Origin of the sequence: Williamsia sp. Leaf354, assembly GCF_001424365.1 — a bacterium.
In the GTDB taxonomy this organism is placed as follows: Bacteria; Actinomycetota; Actinomycetes; order Mycobacteriales; family Mycobacteriaceae; genus Williamsia_A.
In genome coordinates this window covers 1,405,765-1,424,570 of sequence record NZ_LMPL01000001.1, presented here as the reverse complement: position 1 = coordinate 1,424,570, position 18,806 = coordinate 1,405,765, and the positions used below count along the sequence as shown (strand labels likewise).

General features: G+C 69.6%; 19 protein-coding genes. 8 read left to right on the top strand and 11 right to left on the bottom strand.

The features are described from left to right. Window positions 1-43: 43 nt before the first annotated feature. Window positions 44-682 carry an NUDIX hydrolase gene (locus ASG12_RS06870; RefSeq protein ID WP_055786712.1) on the bottom strand — a complete coding sequence of 213 codons (639 nt, stop codon included), beginning with the start codon at window positions 680-682 and terminating at the stop codon, window positions 44-46. Window positions 683-731: 49 nt separating this feature from the next. Continuing rightward, entirely contained in the window at window positions 732-2,318 is a 1,587-nt protein-coding gene (locus ASG12_RS06865) for an AMP-binding protein (RefSeq protein WP_055786708.1), read from the bottom strand. A gap of 166 nt (window positions 2,319-2,484) precedes the next feature. Between ASG12_RS06865 and ASG12_RS06860 the strand changes: the two genes are divergently transcribed. Continuing rightward, entirely contained in the window at window positions 2,485-2,967 is a 483-nt protein-coding gene (locus ASG12_RS06860) for a MarR family winged helix-turn-helix transcriptional regulator (protein ID WP_055786705.1), read from the top strand. 21 nt (window positions 2,968-2,988) lie between these two features. Here ASG12_RS06860 and ASG12_RS06855 read toward each other — a convergent pair whose 3' ends face one another. Further along, window positions 2,989-3,450 carry a DoxX family protein gene (locus ASG12_RS06855; protein ID WP_055786702.1) on the bottom strand — a complete coding sequence of 154 codons (462 nt, stop codon included), beginning with the start codon at window positions 3,448-3,450 and terminating at the stop codon, window positions 2,989-2,991. Between the two features lie 92 nt (window positions 3,451-3,542). Beyond that, window positions 3,543-3,956 carry a TraR/DksA family transcriptional regulator gene (locus ASG12_RS06850; RefSeq protein ID WP_327197937.1) on the bottom strand — a complete coding sequence of 138 codons (414 nt, stop codon included), beginning with the start codon at window positions 3,954-3,956 and terminating at the stop codon, window positions 3,543-3,545. 131 nt (window positions 3,957-4,087) lie between these two features. Here ASG12_RS06850 and ASG12_RS06845 point away from each other — a divergent pair, with 131 nt between their 5' ends. Next, on the top strand, window positions 4,088-5,299 hold the full coding sequence (locus ASG12_RS06845; protein WP_055786700.1) for an acyl-CoA dehydrogenase family protein: 1,212 nt from the start codon (window positions 4,088-4,090) through the stop codon (window positions 5,297-5,299). Window positions 5,300-5,306: 7 nt separating this feature from the next. Here ASG12_RS06845 and ASG12_RS06840 read toward each other — a convergent pair whose 3' ends face one another. Next, the gene (locus ASG12_RS06840; RefSeq protein ID WP_055786697.1) at window positions 5,307-6,098 is read right to left on the bottom strand and encodes an HpcH/HpaI aldolase family protein; all 792 of its coding nucleotides are present in this window, start codon (window positions 6,096-6,098) and stop codon (window positions 5,307-5,309) included. A gap of 109 nt (window positions 6,099-6,207) precedes the next feature. On the opposite strand from ASG12_RS06840, the gene ASG12_RS06835 reads away from it, so the two are divergent. The 4 genes from ASG12_RS06835 (at window position 6,208) to cysC (ending at window position 10,373) form a co-directional block, all read left to right on the top strand. After that, complete coding sequence (locus ASG12_RS06835) at window positions 6,208-6,669, top strand: DUF309 domain-containing protein (protein WP_055786694.1); 462 nt, start codon at window positions 6,208-6,210, stop codon at window positions 6,667-6,669. 85 nt (window positions 6,670-6,754) lie between these two features. Beyond that, a complete protein-coding gene (stf0, locus tag ASG12_RS06830; protein ID WP_055786691.1) occupies window positions 6,755-7,573 on the top strand; it encodes a trehalose 2-sulfotransferase in 819 nt (272 codons plus the stop codon). Continuing rightward, window positions 7,570-8,499, top strand: a complete 930-nt coding sequence (gene cysD, locus ASG12_RS06825) for a sulfate adenylyltransferase subunit CysD (RefSeq protein WP_055786689.1) — start codon at window positions 7,570-7,572, stop codon at window positions 8,497-8,499. The genes stf0 and cysD overlap by 4 nt, the downstream gene beginning before the upstream one ends. Continuing rightward, complete coding sequence (gene cysC / locus ASG12_RS06820) at window positions 8,499-10,373, top strand: adenylyl-sulfate kinase (RefSeq protein WP_055786686.1); 1,875 nt, start codon at window positions 8,499-8,501, stop codon at window positions 10,371-10,373. The genes cysD and cysC overlap by 1 nt, the downstream gene beginning before the upstream one ends. A gap of 80 nt (window positions 10,374-10,453) precedes the next feature. Here the strand turns inward: cysC and ASG12_RS06815 are convergent, their stop codons facing one another. From ASG12_RS06815 to ASG12_RS06795, 5 genes are all read right to left on the bottom strand, one after another. Further along, entirely contained in the window at window positions 10,454-12,058 is a 1,605-nt protein-coding gene (locus ASG12_RS06815; protein ID WP_055786683.1) for a dipeptide ABC transporter ATP-binding protein, read from the bottom strand. Beyond that, the gene (locus tag ASG12_RS06810) at window positions 12,055-12,948 is read right to left on the bottom strand and encodes an ABC transporter permease (protein ID WP_055786681.1); all 894 of its coding nucleotides are present in this window, start codon (window positions 12,946-12,948) and stop codon (window positions 12,055-12,057) included. Before ASG12_RS06810 ends, ASG12_RS06815 begins: the two co-directional genes overlap by 4 nt. Beyond that, the gene (locus tag ASG12_RS06805; RefSeq protein WP_055786677.1) at window positions 12,941-13,939 is read right to left on the bottom strand and encodes an ABC transporter permease; all 999 of its coding nucleotides are present in this window, start codon (window positions 13,937-13,939) and stop codon (window positions 12,941-12,943) included. The genes ASG12_RS06810 and ASG12_RS06805 overlap by 8 nt, the downstream gene beginning before the upstream one ends. A 4-nt stretch (window positions 13,940-13,943) precedes the next feature. After that, window positions 13,944-15,560, bottom strand: a complete 1,617-nt coding sequence (locus ASG12_RS06800; protein WP_055786674.1) for an ABC transporter substrate-binding protein — start codon at window positions 15,558-15,560, stop codon at window positions 13,944-13,946. Window positions 15,561-15,698: 138 nt separating this feature from the next. After that, window positions 15,699-15,917, bottom strand: a complete 219-nt coding sequence (locus ASG12_RS06795; protein ID WP_045824212.1) for a dodecin — start codon at window positions 15,915-15,917, stop codon at window positions 15,699-15,701. A gap of 126 nt (window positions 15,918-16,043) precedes the next feature. Between ASG12_RS06795 and ASG12_RS06790 the strand changes: the two genes are divergently transcribed. Continuing rightward, entirely contained in the window at window positions 16,044-16,328 is a 285-nt protein-coding gene (locus ASG12_RS06790; protein WP_055786671.1) for a hypothetical protein, read from the top strand. A 13-nt stretch (window positions 16,329-16,341) separates the two neighbouring features. Here ASG12_RS06790 and ASG12_RS06785 read toward each other — a convergent pair whose 3' ends face one another. Next, a complete protein-coding gene (locus ASG12_RS06785; protein WP_055786668.1) occupies window positions 16,342-18,057 on the bottom strand; it encodes an N-acyl-D-amino-acid deacylase family protein in 1,716 nt (571 codons plus the stop codon). 87 nt (window positions 18,058-18,144) lie between these two features. On the opposite strand from ASG12_RS06785, the gene ASG12_RS06780 reads away from it, so the two are divergent. Further along, window positions 18,145-18,765, top strand: a complete 621-nt coding sequence (locus tag ASG12_RS06780; protein WP_082501694.1) for a TetR/AcrR family transcriptional regulator — start codon at window positions 18,145-18,147, stop codon at window positions 18,763-18,765. Window positions 18,766-18,806 lie beyond the last annotated feature (41 nt).

Below are 18,806 nucleotides of genomic sequence, written 5' to 3'. Positions count from 1 at the left end.
CCACCGGGGCGCACATTCATGGTGAACAGTCGGTGTGCGCAGGTCAGCGCCAGGCGAACACCGGCTGTTCGAGCTCGTCCACCCGCGTCGCCCGCCCCGCGAGGACCACCTCGGCGAACTGGTAGATCACCGCGGCGGTCGGAGCGTGCACCAGCGCACCCACGATCGGCAGCTGGATCACCGGCCGCGGCGACTCCGGTATCGAGATGAATCGCGGCTCCACCGCGACCTCGTCCATCGGGATGAAGAAGAGGGTGGCGACCTCGTCCTCGTTCAGCGTGGTCACGCGGTCGGGTCCGGCCCACACCACGATGGGCGCCATCACGTAGCCCGAGCGTGTCGGGTAGTCGTCGAGCCGACCGATGACGTCGTCGCGGCCGGCGGTCACGCCGATCTCCTCGTGCAGTTCCCGCAACCCGGCGTCGATGTCGTCCTCACCCGGGTCGAGACGCCCTCCGGGCAGCGCGTACTGGCCGGGGTGCTCGCGCATCCGATCGGGCCGCTTGGTCAGCCAGATCCCGTGGACACCGTCGACGGAGGTGACCGCGATGACCACCGCGGCGCGCCGGGTGTCGGGCGGGTCCACCCGGGTGAAGGGAAACGCCGCGAGGCGGTCGGCGATCCGGGCACGCACGCTCGGGTCGTCACCGGTGAGGTCGATGGTGGCCCCGCTGCTGTCCATCACCCCACTGTCCAACGACACCGCGCACCGCGCACGCGCGGGGTGCGTTTCAGACGCGGCGGCCCTGACCCTCCCAGAACGGGGCACGCAGCTCGCGTTTGAGGATCTTGCCGCTGGGGTTGCGCGGCAGCGCATCGATCACGTCGACCGTGCGCGGGCACTTGTATCCGGCGAGGCGGGTGCGACAGAACGCGATGACCTCGTTGGCATCGATGGGGGCCGACACCACGACCACCGCCTTCACCGATTCGCCCCACCGCTCGTCGGGGACGCCGATCACCGCGGCGTCGGTGACCGAGGGGTGTTCCATGAGCACGCGCTCCACCTCGGGCCCGTACACGTTCTCGCCGCCGGTGATGATCATGTCCTTGATCCGGTCGTCGACGAAGACGTATCCGTCGGCGTCCATGCGCCCGATGTCGCCGGTGCGCAACCAGCCCTCGGGGGTGATGGTCTCGGCGGTGGCGTCGGGCCGGTTGAGGTACCCGGTCATGGCATGCACTGTGCGCAGCCAGATCTCGCCCTCCTCGCCTGCGGCCACGTCCTCGCCCGACACCACGTCGACCACGCGGATCTCGACACCGGGGAGCGCGGTGCCGACCGACACCAGCAGGTGTTCGCGGGCGGGATCGCGATGCACCTCCGGACGCAGAACGGTGGCCACGCCCGCGATCTCGGTCTGCCCGTAGACCTGGACGAAATCGATGTGCGGCCAGGCGTTCAGCGCCCGTTGCAGTAGTGGCAGCGGCATCGGCGCGGCGCCGTAGCCCACGAACTTGAGCTTGCCGAACGCGCCGATCGCGCCGTCACCCGCGGCGAGGAAACCGGCGAGCACCGGCGGCACGAAGAAGGCGTGCGTGGCGCCGGCCACGAAGGCCCCGACCAGCGACGCCGCGTCGGGCTCACGGGTCATGATGCTCGGTACCCCGGCACGGATCCCGATGAACGCGTACGAGATCCCGCCGACGTGGAACAGCGGCATCGCGACGAGGCTGATGTCGCCTGCGGCGTAGGGGAACACGTCGCCGTTGTCGACGGTGTGGGTGATCAGCGCACGCTGATCGAGGACGACACCCTTGGGCCGACCGGTGGTGCCGGAGCTGTAGATGACCAGCAGCGCATCGGTGTCGACGACATCGGCACCGGCCGGGGTCGGCTCGCCCGCGGCCAGGAAGGACTCGTAGTCGTCGGCGCCCTCGCCGCCGACCACCAGAGTCCGCGTGACGGCCGGGGTACGGTCGGCCACCGCCTCGACTGACTCGGCGAACTCCGCACCGGCGAACACCATCGTCGACCCGCTGTCGACGAGAACGTGGACGAGCTCGTCGCCGGCCTGGCGCCAGTTGACGATGGCGACCGCGGCACCGAGGGCGGCGACGGCGAAGGTGACCTCGAGGCACGCGGGGTGGTTCTTGTCGACGAAGGCGACGGTGTCACCTCGCCCGATGCCCGCCGCGCGCAGCGCCCCGGTGAGGCGTCGGATCCGCAGGTCCCACTGCTCCCACGTCCACGAGGTGTCGCCGTAGGTGATGGCGGTGGCGTCGGGACGTTCGTGCGCCCACCGCGTGACGAAGTCCGGGAGCAGACCCCGACCGTCGGTGACGGTCTGTGGACCCGGGTCGAGATCGGCGGTCATCGGAACTCCTCTGCCTGGCGTCGAGTGATCGCGAGTGTAACGGCGATCACACCCCAGGTTCCTCGGAATCGGACACGATGATCCGACGACGCCTCCCGACAGGCGTCCCCGCCGGCGCAAGTCGGTTCTGGCGCCGGGGTTTTCGCGCCTGCAGTACGCTCCCGGCATGGCCGACCCCACACCGGAGGACCCCACGCGCTGGCTCGACACCGACGAGCTCGAATCGTGGATGGCGCTGACCACGGTGATGATCCGGTTGCCCGCCGCCCTCGGTCGACAGCTGCAGCGGGACTCGGGCCTCACCCACTTCGAATACCAGGTGCTGGCAGGGTTGTCGCAGGCCCCCGAACGCACGCTGCGGATGAGCGATCTCGCCGTGGTGACCGAGGGTCAGCTCCCGCGGCTGTCGCAGGTGACCGCGCGGATGGAGAAGCGGGGATGGCTGACCCGCGCCACCGACCCCTCCGACGGCCGCTTCACGTTGGCCTCGCTCACCGACGACGGCCTGCAGGTCCTCGTCGATGCCGCACCCGGACACGTCGAGGCCGTGCGGCGGTTGGTCTTCGATCCCCTGACCTCCGCACAGATCCGACAGCTCCGCGAGATCGGCAGGCGCCTGCGGTCCTCGCTCGACGACGAGGACCGCTGAGGCGCCGACCGCCAGGGTCGGTCAGGCCGCGGTGACCCGCTCGCGCTCGGCGGCGACCGTTCGGCGCGCCCAGGGCAGGCGCGCGCCCAGGGCTCCGTCGACACTGAACCGGCCGGCACCGACGGCCGCGATGACCAGCGCCGCGGCACCGAGGCCGAGCACCAGCTCGTAGCCACCGTCGGAGATCCAGATCCCGTTGCCGATGTGCGCGATGAAGTAGGCCCCGATCATGTCCGCGACGAGCAGGATCGCGAAGATCGGCGTGAGAAGCCCTGCGATGAGCGCGATCCCGCCGAGGATCTCCACCCAGGTGGCGAGGAACGCCGAGACCCCGGGGGCCGGCGCACCCATCCCCGCGAACGCGGTCTTGGTTCCCGCGTATCCCCACACGTCGAGTTTCTGCAGTCCGTGGGCGAGGAAGACGACCCCCACCCCGACGCGGGCGAGAAGCAGGGCGATGTCGCGCGGGACAGTGGTGTTCATGGGTCCTCCAGCAGTGGGAACGAAGCGACTTTCACTTCATACGTGAAGTGAAAAAGTAGCAGTCGATTACTTCACGCTGCAAGTATCCGACGTCACCAGCGTGATCGATGACGGCGTGACGCGCAGGTGATGCAGACCCCGGTGGCGGGCAGGGCCTCGAGTCGGACCTCGGCGATGTCGCCCCCGCAGTCGAGGCACCGGCCGTAGATGCCGTCCGCGAGCCGGGCAAGTGCAGTGTCGACCTCGGCGACACGCTCGGTCGACCGCTCGATCTGGGCGACGAGCTGTCCCCGCTCGAACGCGAGCGTCGAGCCTTCCGGGTCGTGTTCGTCGTCGGCGTGGTCATCGACCGCGGCGTCGACGACCGCTGAGAGCCGGGCGCGCATCGACCCGATTGAGCGCCGACGCGTCGGCACGTTCGGCGGCGAGTCGACCTCGCGCGATGTCGGGGTCCATGTGCGCACGGTACGGCCCACCTCCGACACCGGCGGATGGGAGAACGTCACAGCACACCGACACCTTTCGACGGGCGATGACCGGTCTTGGGCCCGATCCCTCGGCACAGCACGACCCCCGCCCCTAGAGTCGAGGAGATCGCGTCACCCGCGCCGATCCTCACCTGCAAGAAAGGCGTTCGATGACGTTCTCGCTGGCTCTGACCGACGACCACATCACGTTGCGCGACTGGGCGCACGAGTTCGCCGAGAAGACGATCCGGCCCGCCGCGGCGGAGTACGACGAGAGCGAGGAGACGCCGTGGCCGGTGCTGCAGGAGGCCGCGAAGGCGGGGCTCTACGGCTTCGAGATCATGTCGAACCTGCGCGAGGACGAGAGCGGCCAGAGTTTCCCGATCCTCACCGAGGAACTGTTCTGGGGTGACGGTGGCATCGGCCTGGCCATCATGGGCACCGGCCTGGCCGCCGCCGGGATCGCCGCTGCGGGAACGCTCGAGCAGATCATCGAGTGGGTTCCCCAGTGCTACGGCTCGGCCGACGACGTGAAGGTCGCCGGGTTCTGCTCCTCGGAGCCCGAAGCCGGTTCCGACGTCGCGAACATGCGGACCACCGCCAAGTACGACGAGGCCTCCGACGAGTGGGTGATCTCGGGCCAGAAGGCGTGGGTGACCAACGGCGGCATCGCCGATGTGCTGGTGGTGCAGGCCGTCGTCGAACCCGGTCTCGGTTCGCGGGGACAGGCCGCGTTCGTGCTGAAGTCCGACACCGCGGGCATCGCCTCACCGAAGAAGCTGCGCAAGCACGGATTGCACGCCTCGAACACCGCCGACATCTTCTTCGACGACGTCCGTGTCCCCGGCAGCGCCCTGCTCGGCGGCAAGGAGAAGCTCGACGCCAAGATCGCCCGCGCGAAGGAGGGCCGCAAGACCGGTGCCCAGGCCGCGATGGCGACCTTCGAGACGACCCGACCCACCGTCGGCGCGATGGCGATCGGCGTCGCGCGGGCCGCCTACGAGTACGCCCTCGACTACGCCAAGGATCGCGTGGTGTTCGGCAAGCCGATCATCGAGAACCAGGCGATCTCGTTCATGCTCGCCGACATGGCCACCGAGATCGACGCGGCACGACTGCTGGTGCGTCGCGCCGCGTGGATGGGTGCGGCGAAGCAGCCGTTCGCCGCGGCCGAGGGGTCGATGAGCAAGCTCAAGGCCGGTCGCGTCGCGGTGTGGTCGACCGAGCGCGCGATCCAGATCCTCGGCGGCGTCGGCTACACCCGTGAGTACCCGGTGGAGCGGATGCACCGTGACGCCAAGATCTTCGACATCTTCGAGGGCACCGAGCAGATCCAGCAGCTCGTCATCGCGCGCGCCATCTCGGGCGTGCGCCTGACCTGAGAACGGCTCAGCGCGAGACGGTCTCGGCGTTCCGCACCCCCACCCGCGCGGCGTGCAGGTGGGTGGCCGCGGCCACCTCGAGGTGGGCGAGGTCGTTGGCGATGCAGACGAAGGTGTAGCCGCGGTCGATCCGCAGGGCCGCGGTGGCGCCGTCGGGGGCGTGGATCCCTGCGGCGACGCCGTGACGGCGGGCGGTGTCGGCGACGGTGGCCAAGGCCTGCTCGTACACCTCACCGATCGACGGGTCGTACGGATACGCACCGCCGAGCGCGATCGACAGATCCGACGGTCCGACGTACACCCCGTCGAGTCCGTCGACGGCACAGATGGATTCGATGTTCTCGAGCGCCTCGAGGGTCTCGATCATCGCGATCACGACGGTCGCCTCGTTGGCCTCGGCAGGGCGCGGACCGATACGCAGCGCCGACCGTGCCGGTCCGTAGGAGCGCACACCCAGCGGGGCGTAGCGGGTCGCGGCGACCGCGTGCACCGCGTCGGCGGCGGTGTTGACCATCGGCACGATGACGCCCACCGCGCCCGCGTCGAGGGCACGCTCGATGAGGCGTTCGGAGTTCTCCCCGACGCGGACGAGGCCGACGGCGGTACGGCCGGCGTCGATCGCCATCATCCCGTTGAGGATGCCCGCGTAGCCCATCATCCCGTGCTGCTCGTCGAGGCAGACGAAGTCGTAGCCGACGCGTGCGATGCGCTCGGTGGCAGGCGGCGCATCGAGCGTCACCCAGTATCCGATCGACTCGCGACGTTCACGGATGGTGCGTGCGAATGTGATGGCGTCCATGTGTGAGCCCTTCTGTTGCCTGGCTCTCACCCTGCTGCCGTGGCGCCGCGGGCGTCAACGGCGATGTGACCGAAAATAATGCAACTTAGTGCCGTGACAGGGTGGGCAGATGACCGCAACCGGCGGCGAGCGACGGGACCGGGATCCCGACGGTCGCCCACGCAACGCCCGACCCCGTGACGGGCTGGGCCGACCGTTGCCGCGGGGGGCCGAGGGCGTGCCCCGCGCGCCCGAGGGCGTCGTGCGCAGTGTCTCCGAGACGATCGAGCAGGCGCAGGAACTCCTGAACTCCGGTCGGCCCTTTCACGCCCACGAGGTGTTCGAGGACGCGTGGAAGGCCGCGCGCGATCGAGGGGCGCACGACGCCGAGCTGTGGAAGTCGCTGGCGCAGCTGGCCGTCGGCCTCACCCACCGACTACGCGGACGCCCCGTGGGCGCCGACCGGTTGCTGCGTCGGGGAGCGCAGGGTCTGCGGCCGTTCACCGCCGACCCGCCGTACGGGCTCGACGTGGCGGGTCTCGTCGCGTGGGCGGCGGTGCCCGACACGACCGATCCACCCCGCCTGCGCTGACCGCCCCTGCCGTCGAGATTTGGACCCAGCGTGAGCCAAAACCACTGGTGCGCAGTCGCGCTGCAGGGTGACTAGTATTCCGCAGATGACGACCCGACCGCGCGCCTACCTGGTGCTCGCGACCCAACGCAGCGGCAGCACGCTGCTCGTGGAGTCCCTGCGCGCCACCGGCCAGGCCGGGCACCCCGAGGAGTTCTTCCAGTACCTGCCCCACAGCGACCTCGCCCCGCAACCGCGCGAGTGGTTCGCCGGTGTCACCGACGACTCGATCCTGCGTCTGCTCGACCCCCTCGAACCCGGGACACCGCAGACCGAGACCGCGCAGGAGTGGGCGGCACGTATCCGGAGTGTCGGCGCCACCGACAACGGCGTGTGGGGCGGCAAGCTGATGTGGAACCAGACGCCGCTGCTCACCGCGCACGCCGCCGGTCTGCCGAACCGTTCGGGCACAGACCTGCGCTCGGCGATCTCCGACCTGCTCGGTCCCGACGTCCTCTACGTCCACGTGTACCGCGACGACATCGCCGCGCAGGCCGTCTCGATGTGGCGGGCGGTACAGACCCGCGTGTGGCGCGGTGCCGCCGACCCCGAGGTCGATGCCCGCGCCGAGTACCACGCGGGCGGAATCGCCCATCTGCACCGGATCCTCGCCGACCAGGAACGCAGCTGGCGACGCTGGTTCGCCGAGGCCGACATCTCCCCCATCGAGATCGACTACCGACGACTCGCCGCCGACACCACCTCCGAGGTGGCGAGAGTGCTCGAGGCGCTGGACCTCGACCCCGGTCTCGCCCCGCCGCCGGTGCTGCAGCGCCAGGCCAACGCACGATCGTCGGACTGGATCGCCCGATACCAACGCGACAGTCACGGCACCGAACCCCTCGAGAAAGGAGCGTCCGCATGACCGTGCCCACGCTCACCGACGACACCACCCACGTCGACGAACTGCGGGCCCTGGAGGCCGAGTCGGTGCACATCATCCGTGAGGTGGTGGCCGAACTCGAACGGCCCGTGCTGCTCTTCTCCGCCGGCAAGGACTCCATCGTGCTGCTGCGGTTGGCCGAGAAAGCCTTTCGGCCGTCGCCGCTGCCGTTCCCGGTGCTCCATGTCGACACCGGCCACAATTTCCCGGAGGTCATCGAGTTCCGCGACCGCCGCCTCGGCGACGCCGGCCACACCCTGGTGGTCGGTTCGGTGCAGGAGTCGATCGACTCCGGGCGCGCCCAGGAGATCGGCGGCCCCAACGCATCTCGCAACCGCCTGCAGACGCGCACGCTGCTCGACGCGCTGGAGGCCGGCCGCTACGACGCCGCGTTCGGCGGCGCCCGTCGCGACGAGGAACGCGCCCGCGCGAAAGAGCGGGTGCTGAGCTTCCGCGACGAGTTCGGGCAGTGGGATCCGCGCGCTCAGCGACCCGAACCGTGGTCGTTGTACAACGGCCGCATCCGCCGGGGCGAGCAGGTGCGCGTGTTCCCGCTGAGCAACTGGACCGAGCTCGACATCTGGCGCTACATCGAACTCGAGGAGCTCGAGCTGCCGTCGATCTACTTCGCGCACGAGCGCGAGGTGTTCGAGCGTGACGGGATCCTGCTGGCGACATCGGAGTTCACGTCGCCGGGTGAGTCGGAGAGCGCCGCCGTGGAGTGGGTCCGCTACCGCACTGTCGGTGACCTCACCATCACCGGTGCCGTGCGCTCGCACGCCACCGACATCGCCGGCGTGATCGCCGAGATCTCGGCCGCCACGGTGTCCGAACGCGGCGAGACCCGCGCCGACGACCGCACATCGATCGCGGCGATGGAAGACCGCAAACGCGAAGGATACTTCTGATGACGACCCACGCTCACCGCCAACTGCTGCGCCTGGCCACGGCCGGTTCGGTCGACGACGGCAAGTCCACGCTCATCGGACGTCTCATGTTCGACACCGACAGCTTGCCCCTCGACCACATCGAGGCGGTGCTCAAAGACGGTGTCCCCGACCTCGCGGCGCTGTCGGACGGTCTGCGCGCCGAGCAGGAGCAGGGCATCACCATCGATGTCGCCTACCGCTTCTTCTCCACCGAGACCCGCAACTACATACTCGCCGACACACCCGGGCACGAGCGCTACACGCGCAACATGTTCACGGGCGCTTCCACCGCGCACGTGGCGATCCTGCTGGTCGACGCGAGCGCCGGGGTGCTCCGTCAGACCCGTCGGCACGCCCGGATCGCGACGCTGCTCAACGTCAGACACCTCGTCGCCGCGGTCAACAAGATCGACCTCATCGGATACGACGAGCAGAAGTTCCGCGCGGTCGAGACCGAACTCGCCACGCTCGCAGAACGTCTCGGTGGCGCCGAGCTGACGGTGATCCCGTTGGCCGCCAAGGACGGTGACAATGTGGTCCACCGGTCGGAGAACACGCCCTGGTACACCGGACCCACCCTGCTCGAGTACCTCGAGTCGATCGAACTCGTCGCCCCCTCGGCACAGGCGACCGAGCTGCGGCTGCCCGTGCAGTGGGTGTCGCGGCCGGTGGGCACCGAGCGTCGTCGCTACACGGGTCGGTTGTCGGCGGGCACGCTCGCCGTCGGCGACCCGATCGTGGCGCTGCCGTCGGGTTCTCGCAGCACCGTCACCGCCCTCGACACGCTCGACGACGACCGCGACGTCGCGGTCGCCCCGCTGTCGGTGGCGGTCCAACTCGCCGACGACATCGACATCGGTCGCGGGGATGTGCTCGTCAGCGGGGACGACGCGGCCCACGTCCCGGTGTTGGCACGCGAGCTCGACGCCACCGTCTGCTGGTTCGGCGAGACCCCGCTGCGGGCCGGGGATCGGTTGTCGCTCAAGCACACCGCGACGACCGTGCGCGCCACCGTGCAGGCCCTGTCGTCGCGGCTCGACCCCGAGACGCTCGACGAGCAGGACGGCCCGGTCGAGTTGGCGCTCAACGACATCGGCGTCGTGACGCTGCGTACCAGTTCCATCGTGGTGGCCGACCCGTACGTCGGCAACCGTGACGCCGGCGCGTTCATCCTCATCGACGAGACCACCAACGACACCGTGGGCGCGGGCACCATCCTCGACGCCCGCGAGGTGAAGCCCGGCGCCCAGGTCCGCAAGGACGTCAAATGGCATCCCTCGGCGCTCAACCGGACCCACCGCTGGGGCGCGACCGGCCAGTCGGGCGCGACGGTGTGGCTCACCGGCCTGCCCGCCTCGGGCAAGTCGACGGTCGCGGTGGCGCTCGAACGTGCACTCGTCGAATCCGGACGCACCGCATACCTGCTCGACGGCGACAACGTGCGCCACGGACTGTCCGACGATCTCGGCTTCACCCCGGGTGACCGCGCGGAGAACATCCGTCGGGTCGGGCACCTCACGCGACTGCTCGCCGACGCGGGCGTGGTCGCCATCGCGTCGCTGGTGTCGCCGTTGGAATCCGATCGGGCCATCGCACGCGCCCTCAACGACGCCGCAGACCTGCCGTTCGTCGAGGTCGCGGTGGCCACCCCGCTCGCCGAGTGCGAGCGCCGCGATCCCAAGGGGCTCTACGCACGCGCCCGTGCGGGGGAACTGAAGGGCCTCACCGGCATCGACGCGCCCTACGAGGCGCCGACGAACCCGGACATCACCATCGACACCACCGACGCCGACATCGACGACCTGGTGCGCCAGATCCTCGCCGTCCTCGACGAGGTCGCTCCGCGCCCCTGACCACCCCGATCGGGCAGCTAAATTCGTCGACCGGGCAGCTAACGCCGTCCATCGGGCAGGTAACGCCGTCGATCGGGCAGCTAACTTCGTCGATCGGGCACATGGTCCCGCCCGGGGACCGCATCACGGAGTTCGGCCGTGTAGGGATGCGACGGGGAGTCGAACACCGACTCCGCGTCGCCCTGCTCGACGATGCGCCCCGACCGCATGACGGCGACGTCGTCGCTGATCTGGCGCACGACCGCGAGGTCGTGCGAGATGAACAGATAGGTCAGACCGAGGTCGCGCTGCAGATCGTCGAGCAGGTCCAGGATCGTCGCCTGCACCGACACGTCGAGAGCGGACACGGGTTCGTCGAGGATCACCAGGTCGGGCTCGAGGGCCAGTGCCCGCGCGATCGCGACCCGCTGACGCTGGCCTCCGGAGAGACGGGCAGGCCGGCGGTCGGCGACGTCGGTCGGCAACGACACGCTCGCCAGCAGTTCGGCGACCCGTGTCCGACGACCGGATCGGTCACCGATACCGAAGGCCCGCAACGGTTCGGCGATCGTGTCACCGACCGACACGCTCGGGTCGAGCGACAGAAACGGGTTCTGGTGCACGAACTGGACACGGCGACGGAAGTCTCGCAGCGATCTGCCCCGTGCCGAGGTGACGTCGGCGCCGTCGAAATGCACCGACCCGGTGGTGGGCGTCTCCAGTCGTGCGGCGATGCGTGCGGTGGTGGATTTCCCCGAACCGCTCTCCCCCACCAGCGACATCGTCTGTCCACGACGGATCTCGAGGGACACACCGTCGACGGCGACGAGCTTCTCACCACCGGCACGGAAGGTCTTGCCCAGCTCGCGCAGCGACAGCAGCGGGGTCCCGTCGACCCGCACCGGTGTCCGGCGCGTCCGTGCCCGCGACAGGCTCGGCGCCGCGGCCACGAGGTGCGCGGTGTACTCCTGCTCGGGCGAGGCGAGAACCTGCGCGGTCGGCCCGTCCTCGACGACGACGCCGTCACGCAGGACGACGATCCGATCGGCCCGATCGGCCGCGACCCCCAGGTCGTGGGTGATGAACAGGACGGAGGCGCCGGTGGAGTCGACACGGTCGTCGAGGTGATCGAGGATCCGTTTCTGGACGGTGACATCGAGTGCGCTGGTGGGCTCGTCGGCGATCACCAGCTCCGGGGAGCACGCCAGCGCGATGCCGATGAGGACGCGTTGTCGTTGCCCACCGGACAGCTCGGCCGGGTGCTGTCGGGCACGGACCTCGGGGCGGTCGATGCCCGCCTCGTCGAGGATGCGGACCGCCTCGAGGGCGGCGGTGCGTCGGTTCGCCCGCCCATGGATCCGCAGGATCTCGGCCACCTGGTCACAGATGCGCCGCACCGGGTTCAGCGACGACGTCGGGTCCTGGGGCACGACACCGATGTGCGCTCCGCGCAGCTTCTCGAGACGACGTGCCGGTGCGGAGTCGATGCGCTCGCCGTCGAACCGGATCTCACCGCCGGTGACGCGCCCGCCGGCGGGCAACAGTCCGACCACCGCGTGCGCCAGTGTGGTCTTGCCCGAACCGGATTCGCCGACCAGCGCGACGACTTCGCCCCGGTCGACGGTGAGATCCACACCGTGCACCACCTCGGTGTCGCCGTAGGCGATCCGGAGCCCGCGGATCGCGAGCAGGGGCCCGCGCGTCACGATCGACGCTCCCCGACGGCGTGACCCAGCCGATGCGCACTGAGGACCACCGCGACGATGACCAGACCGGGCACGGTGGTCAGCCACCACGCCGTCGCGAGATAGTTGCGCCCCTCCGACACCAGCGAACCCCATTCCGGCGTCGGTGGTTTCGCGCCGTAGCCCAGGAAACTCAGCGCCGAGACCGCGAGCACGGCCAACCCGAACTGGACCGCCGCCAGCCCGATCACGGGCGCGCACGCGTTGCGCAGGATGTGCTGCACCAACACGCGCGGCCACCGCGACCCGACGGCGAACGCCGCCTCGACGTACGGAGCGCGTCGCACCCTCAGGACCTCCGATCGCATGACCCGCGCGAAACTCGCGACCATCGTGACGCCGACCGCGATGGCGACGTTGACGGTCCCGAATCCGAGTGCGGTGACCAGGGCGAGGGACATCAACAGCAGCGGGATCGACAGCAACACATCGACGATGCGCATCAGCAGCGCGTCCACGGCACCACCGATCGCGCCGGCCAGCAACCCGATGAGCGACCCCACGACGAGCGCGAGACCGACGGCGAGCAGCGTCGCGGACAGCGACAGCTGCGACCCGTGCACGACGCGGGTGTACACGTCGCGGCCGATGTTGTCGGTCCCGAACCAGTGGGACGTACTCGGTGGCTGCAACTTGTCCCGCGGGGTTCCGGTGAGCGGGTCGCCGCTCGCGAACAGCGACGGCACGGCCGCCCAGCCGATGACGAGGAGGACCACCACTCCGGACACGGCGACCGATGCCCGACCGCCCCATCGCGACGGGGAGAACCGGCGTCGAACGGGGCGCGGAGTCGGTCGTGCCCCGGTCGACTCGTCGAGCCGGGGTGTGTCGATGACCAGTTGGTCAGACATGGGCCTCCTCCGTCGTCGCCTCGGTCGTGGTGGTGGCGGACTCGGATCGACCGCGTCTGCCCTCGACGATCCGGGGATCGATGAACGGGTAGACGATGTCGACGGCCAGGGTCACCACGACGTAGACCAGTGACGTCAGCACGACGACACCCTGGACCACCGGGATGTCCTGGGACAGCACCGACGTCTGCGTGAGCCGCCCGACACCGGCTCGCGCGAACACGGTCTCGACGACCACCGATCCGGCGAGCAGTTCGCCGACGAGCACACCCGCGATAGTCAGCGCCGGAACGGTCGCGAGCCGGAACACGTGGCGGGTGTGGATGTACCACCGCGACGCACCCTTGGTCGCGGCGACCTCGACGAACGGCTCGCGCCACGTCGAGGCCAGCGAGTTCGCCAGCACCTGCGCGATGACGGCTCCCGTGGGGATGGCCAGCGTGATGGCCGGGAGGACGACGGCGGCCGGGGTGCGATCGCCGAACGCCGGGAACACCGGGAGCCCGAACGAGAAGCACTGCAGCAGGATGAGTCCCACCCAGAAGGTCGGTACGGCGACCCCGAGCGGCGGCAGCGACAGCAGCAGGGTGCGCAGCCGGCGGGCGCGGGTGTATACGCCGAGGAAGGCGAGGAGCCCGCCGCCGACGACGGCCAGGGCCAGGGCCGTCGCGGCGAGTGCCAGGGTGCTCGGGATCGCGGCGGCGATGGCTCCGGTGACCGTCTGTCCGGTGGAGATGGAGACGCCGAGATCGCCGCGAACGGCGTGGGACAGCGCGGTCCAATACTGTTCCAGCACAGGCTTGTCGAGTCCGTAGCGGGCCTGCAGCTCGGCGATCGCGGCCTTGTCGACCGGCGTACCCGCGCCGCCACCCTCGGCGGCGAGGCTCACCGGATCCGACGGCAGCAGGAACAGCACGATGAACGACACCGTGAACGCCGCCCACAGCACACCGATCGCCTGCAGCACACGCAGAGTCAGATATCGGGCCATGTCATCAGCCTCCGTTCACCCAGGTGTCGTAGAACTGCAGCCGGGCCGACGCGTCGAAGGTGACGGCATGCGCGCGGGGTCCGACACCGATCGCCTGGGACAGCTCGATGGTCGGGATCCACAGACCGTTGTCGAGGATCTGCTGCTGGGCCTGCGCGAAGAAGCGGTTGCGGGCGGCCACGTCGGTGGTCGAGAGTTCGCCGACGAACGCCTGCTCGAGCGCCGCGTTCGGTACACGCTGCTGGTTCAGGTTCCGCTGCGTCACCGAGAACGAGGTGCGCAGGATGTCCCCGTCGCCGCGGGTCGAGTTGTAGTACGTGGCGTCGTAGTCGCCGCTGTTCTGCCGCGAGGTCGACTCGGGTAGCGACACCAGATCGAGTCGGGCGTCCACCCCGACCTTGCGCAGTTGCTGCTGCACGAGTTCGAGGATCGTCTGGTTGCCGGCGAACACCGCGCTGAACAGGATCGAGAAGCTCAACCGGGTGCCGTTCTTCGTCCGGACACCGTCCGATCCCGGCGTCCAGCCCGCCTGCTGCAGTATCGATCTCGCCCGCTCGGGATCGAAGGTCACCGTCTCGGACCGCTGGTGGCCCGGCGTCTTCACCGACAGCACACCGGTCGCGAGCAGGAAGTCCTTGCCGAGCACGGTGTCGACAAGTTCCTGCCGGTCGATGGCCGGGATCAGGGCCCGCCGCACGGCGGGATCGGCGAGGACGCCGCGGGAGACGTTGGGTTGGATCCCGAACGTCAGGCCGGGGTTCGGCGTGGTCCGGATGGCGCCACCGGTGTTCTCGATCAGCGGGGCGTCCTGCGGCAGCGCGTCGCTGACGGCGTCGAGTTGACCCGAGGACACGCTGCCCGTCCGCACCCCCGACTCAGGGACGACGGTGAACTGGATCGCGTCGAGATAGGTCTCACCGGTGTGGCCGAACGCGGCCGAACCCCAGGCGTATCCGGTGCGGCGGACCAGTTTCGCCGAACGGTCCTGCTGATAGTCGGCGTAGGTGAAGGGCCCGGATCCCACGATGCCCGACTGGCATCGCGTCTCGGCCGACTCTGCGTTGGTCGACGCCGCGAGGATGCCGAGCTGCGGTGTCGCCGACGCCTGCAGGAACTGCGCGTTCGGGGCGGAGAACGTGACCCGCGCGGTGAGCGGATCGATGACGGTGGTCCCGGTGTACCCGGCGAGGTAACTCGCCGGCAGCGGCGCCTTCACCCCGCCGAGGGTCGTCACGATCGCATCGAAGGTGCGCTGGACCGCGGTGGCGTCGACCGGGGTGCCGTCGCTGAACGTCACGCCGGGACGCAGGCGGAAGGTGAATTCGCGCGAGGTGGGATCGACCTGCCAGCTCTGCGCGAGCCACGGCACGATCTGGCCGGTCCGAGGGTTCTGGTCGGTGAGCGAGTCGACGACCTGACGGGTGACGTAGATGGTCTGGTTGCTCGACGACTGCGCGGGATCGGCGCACGTCGGCGCGAGGGAGAGTCCGTACTTGAGGGTGCCGCCGCGGTGCGGCGGACCGCTGTCGTCGCCGCCGACGCCGGTTCCCGCGCATCCGGCCACGACGATGGCGAGCACTGTTGCCGGGACGAGCGTGCGAAGAACGGAGACGAGGCGCATCGAGAACGATTTCAGCCCGGACCCGTCTAGTCCGACAGGGTTGCGCCCACGCTGACCCTATGCGTGACAGTCGATTCACCGGCGATGCGATTCTTCCCGCTGAGCGGGAAGAATCGCATGCGATGCCGCCTCGTCAGATCATTCGCCGTCCTCGGCCAGTCGGAAGCCCACCTTCAGGGTCACCTGGAAATGGGCGACCTGGCCGTTCTCGATGTGACCACGGGTCTCGACGACCTCGAACCACTCGAGGTTGCGGACGGTCTTGTTCGCCCGCGCGATGGCGCCCTTGATGGCGTCGTCGATGCTGCTCTCCGACGATCCGACGATCTCGGTGATGCGGTAGACGCTGTCGCTCATGCTGATTCTCCTGGTGGTCAAAATGCCTGTGGTGGAACGGGGTAGGGACCCCGTCACCCTAGGGCTGCACCGACCGTCGCCGGGACGGTTCGACCCACCCGGAAGCAAACATGGCACCGTGGGCCCATGAGCGACGGACCGGAACGCACCGACGACGGGCGCTACATCGTGGTGAAGGGGCGTCGGTGGCGGGCGACCGATCCCGAGATCCCCGCCGACCGTGACGCCGAGCTGCGGTCGATCCTCATGGCGTGGCGCCGCGAGGTGAGACGCACCGACGGGGCGCCGGAGTCGCGGGCCGGTGTGCAGGCGGCGAAGATCGCCCTGGGCGAGCGCGGCACACCATGGTGGGACCAGATGCTCGACGAACGGCGCGCCCGCTGGGAGACCGACGTCCCCCGCCCCGACTGACCGCAGGGGTACGTCAGCGTGTGCGCGCCCGCAGGAAACGACCGGCGCGATCGGTCACCGGGGTGAGCGCCCCGTATTCGGCCACGATCTGACCACCGACGACGGTCGCCGCCACGGCGGCGTCGTTGCGGTTGACCATCCGCGACACCCCCGTCCCCGGGAGTTCGGCCTCGGCGTACTGCGCCGACGAGCCGTCGAAACCGGCGGGATCGATCACCGCGACATCGGCCCGCCTCCCGACCTGCAGGTGACCGGCGTCGAGCCCGTACCAGTCGGCGAGCTCGCCGGTGAGCCGATGCACCGCCGAGTGGACCGGCATGAATCCGCGCTCGTGGCAACGCTCGAGGAAGCGGACGCCGAAGTTGTAGAACGCCATGTTCCGCAGATGCGCCCCGGAATCGGAGAAGCCGACCTGGACCTCGTCGCTGCGCGCGATCGAGTCGAGTTCGTCGTCGCGGTCGTTGGCGATCACCGTCCGCCACCGCAGGTCGGCGCCGTGTTCGACGGCGAGATCGAGCAGGGCATCGGCGGGGTCGATCCCGCGATCGGCGGCGACGTCGGCGAACGACCGGCCCACCACCGAGGCGTCGGGGCATCCCACGATGAAGGCGTCGCCGAGGTCGCGGTGCCACACACGCTGACCGAACCGCTTGCCGATGTCCTTGCGGAACGCCCGTCGATAGCTCTCGTCCTGGAGGAGCTCGGTGCGTTCCATGACGTCACGGATGTCGAGAGCGAGGGTGCCCGAACCGAATTCCTCGAACACCACGAGGTCGACACCGTCGGCGTACACCTCGAAGGGCACCGGCAGGTGCTGCCAGCGGAAGTCGCCTCCGAACACGCGGTTGATGATCCGCGCGCTGATGGTGGCGGCCTTGATGACCGTGCGGTCGGCCTTGATGTCGGCTGCGGAGATGAGGCTCGTGCGCATCGCCGGGCGCCCGCGGAACGGGATCGACTGCGCGAAGTACTTCGCGATCTCCAGGCGGCGCGTGAGGTTGGGGGTGCTCTGGTGCACGCGTCCGCGCGAGCGGACCTCGCGGTTGAGACGGCGGAACTCGCGCCAGGTGCCGAACGTCGACGGCAGTTGGCGCGCCGGCCATCGGGTTCCCTCGAGCTTGGAGAACGAACTGCGGATGGTCGACAGCCCGACGAATCCCTCGTCGAGGGCGTCGGCCACCAGAGCGCTCATCTGCTCGATCTCGGCGGCCGTCGCCGCCTCGCGTGTCGATCGGTCCATCCCCATCACGGTGGTGCGGATGTCGGAGTGGCCGATGAAGGCCGCAACGTTGGCTCCCAGCGGGAGGGAGTCGATGTGGTCGATGTAGCTACCCGCGTCGTGCCACACCTTGTGCTCTTTGACCGCTCCCGCGACCACGTCCCAGGGAAGCGCCTCGACGCGCGCGAAGCAGTCGGCGATGTCGTCGGGTTCACCGTGCACCGTCGACAGCGAGCAGTTGCCCATCACGACGGTCGTCACCCCGTGTCGGGTCGACTCTCCCAGTCCGGGGTTGCCCAGCACCTCGGCGTCGTAGTGGGTGTGCACGTCGAGGATGCCCGGGATCACCCACTTGCCGTCGGCGTCGATGGTCCGCGACGCCGTCGCCGCCGACAGATCGTCGATCGCGGTCACGGTGTCGCCGGAGATGCCGACGTCGGCGCGTACCGGGTCGGTGTCGTCTCCGCTGAACACGGTTCCGTTGACGATGAGGACGTCGAAGTGGGTCATGGGTTCTCCTGATCTCAGGCGGCGCACGTGTCAATACTTTCGGTATCGGATACCGACAGTATCGAATGGGGCCGATAGTGTCACCCCATGTCGAGGAACAGAACGGTGCCGGTGCGCCCGTCACGCGACAACGTGCGCACGCGGATCCTCGACGCCGCGAGCGACGAGTTCGCGGCGAAGGGCTTCGCCGACGCACGCGTCGACGCGATCGCCGAGGCGGCGGGTTTCACCAAGGGCGCCGTCTACTCGAACTTCGGCGGCAAGGACGACCTCTTCTACGCGCTGCTGCACCAGCAGATCGACTCCCGCACCGATCTCGCGGTCGCGGTGCTGGCCGACCTGCCCCCGACCGTCGACGCCGCGATCGCCGAACTCGGCGCCCGCCTGACCGCGTCGATCGGCCGCAACCGTGAGTGGCAGATGCTGTTCTTCGAGTACTGGGTGCGGGCCATGCGCGACCCGCAGCGTCGCGCCGCGTTCGCCGAGCACCGCCGGGCGGTACGCGCGCAGATCACCGAGCGCGTCGAGTTCGCGCTGGCCCAGACCTCGGTACGGCTCGAGATCCCGGTCGACCAGATGGCGTTGGTGATCCTCGCCCTCACCAACGGGCTCTCGGTCGAGGCCCTCGCCGACGACGAGGCGGTGCCGGCCACCCTGCTCGGCGAGGTGCTCCGTGGGCTGCTCACACGGCCCCCGCACGAGGGCTGACCCTCCGCGCGACCGAGCCATCGCTCGGCAGCAGGGCGCGT

Bases quoted from the DNA above. Each gene is read 5' to 3' on its own strand.
- ASG12_RS06870 (WP_055786712.1), bottom strand. From the start codon at position 682: ATGGACAGCAGCGGGGCCACCATCGACCTCACCGGTGACGACCCGAGC.
- ASG12_RS06865 (WP_055786708.1), bottom strand. From the start codon at position 2,318: ATGACCGCCGATCTCGACCCGGGTCCACAGACCGTCACCGACGGTCGG.
- ASG12_RS06860 (WP_055786705.1), top strand. From the start codon at position 2,485: ATGGCCGACCCCACACCGGAGGACCCCACGCGCTGGCTCGACACCGAC.
- ASG12_RS06855 (WP_055786702.1), bottom strand. From the start codon at position 3,450: ATGAACACCACTGTCCCGCGCGACATCGCCCTGCTTCTCGCCCGCGTC.
- ASG12_RS06845 (WP_055786700.1), top strand. From the start codon at position 4,088: ATGACGTTCTCGCTGGCTCTGACCGACGACCACATCACGTTGCGCGAC.
- ASG12_RS06840 (WP_055786697.1), bottom strand. From the start codon at position 6,098: ATGGACGCCATCACATTCGCACGCACCATCCGTGAACGTCGCGAGTCG.
- ASG12_RS06835 (WP_055786694.1), top strand. From the start codon at position 6,208: ATGACCGCAACCGGCGGCGAGCGACGGGACCGGGATCCCGACGGTCGC.
- stf0 (WP_055786691.1), top strand. From the start codon at position 6,755: ATGACGACCCGACCGCGCGCCTACCTGGTGCTCGCGACCCAACGCAGC.
- cysD (WP_055786689.1), top strand. From the start codon at position 7,570: ATGACCGTGCCCACGCTCACCGACGACACCACCCACGTCGACGAACTG.
- cysC (WP_055786686.1), top strand. From the start codon at position 8,499: ATGACGACCCACGCTCACCGCCAACTGCTGCGCCTGGCCACGGCCGGT.
- ASG12_RS06810 (WP_055786681.1), bottom strand. From the start codon at position 12,948: ATGTCTGACCAACTGGTCATCGACACACCCCGGCTCGACGAGTCGACC.
- ASG12_RS06805 (WP_055786677.1), bottom strand. From the start codon at position 13,939: ATGGCCCGATATCTGACTCTGCGTGTGCTGCAGGCGATCGGTGTGCTG.
- ASG12_RS06800 (WP_055786674.1), bottom strand. From the start codon at position 15,560: ATGCGCCTCGTCTCCGTTCTTCGCACGCTCGTCCCGGCAACAGTGCTC.
- ASG12_RS06795 (WP_045824212.1), bottom strand. From the start codon at position 15,917: ATGAGCGACAGCGTCTACCGCATCACCGAGATCGTCGGATCGTCGGAG.
- ASG12_RS06790 (WP_055786671.1), top strand. From the start codon at position 16,044: ATGAGCGACGGACCGGAACGCACCGACGACGGGCGCTACATCGTGGTG.
- ASG12_RS06785 (WP_055786668.1), bottom strand. From the start codon at position 18,057: ATGACCCACTTCGACGTCCTCATCGTCAACGGAACCGTGTTCAGCGGA.
- ASG12_RS06780 (WP_082501694.1), top strand. From the start codon at position 18,145: ATGTCGAGGAACAGAACGGTGCCGGTGCGCCCGTCACGCGACAACGTG.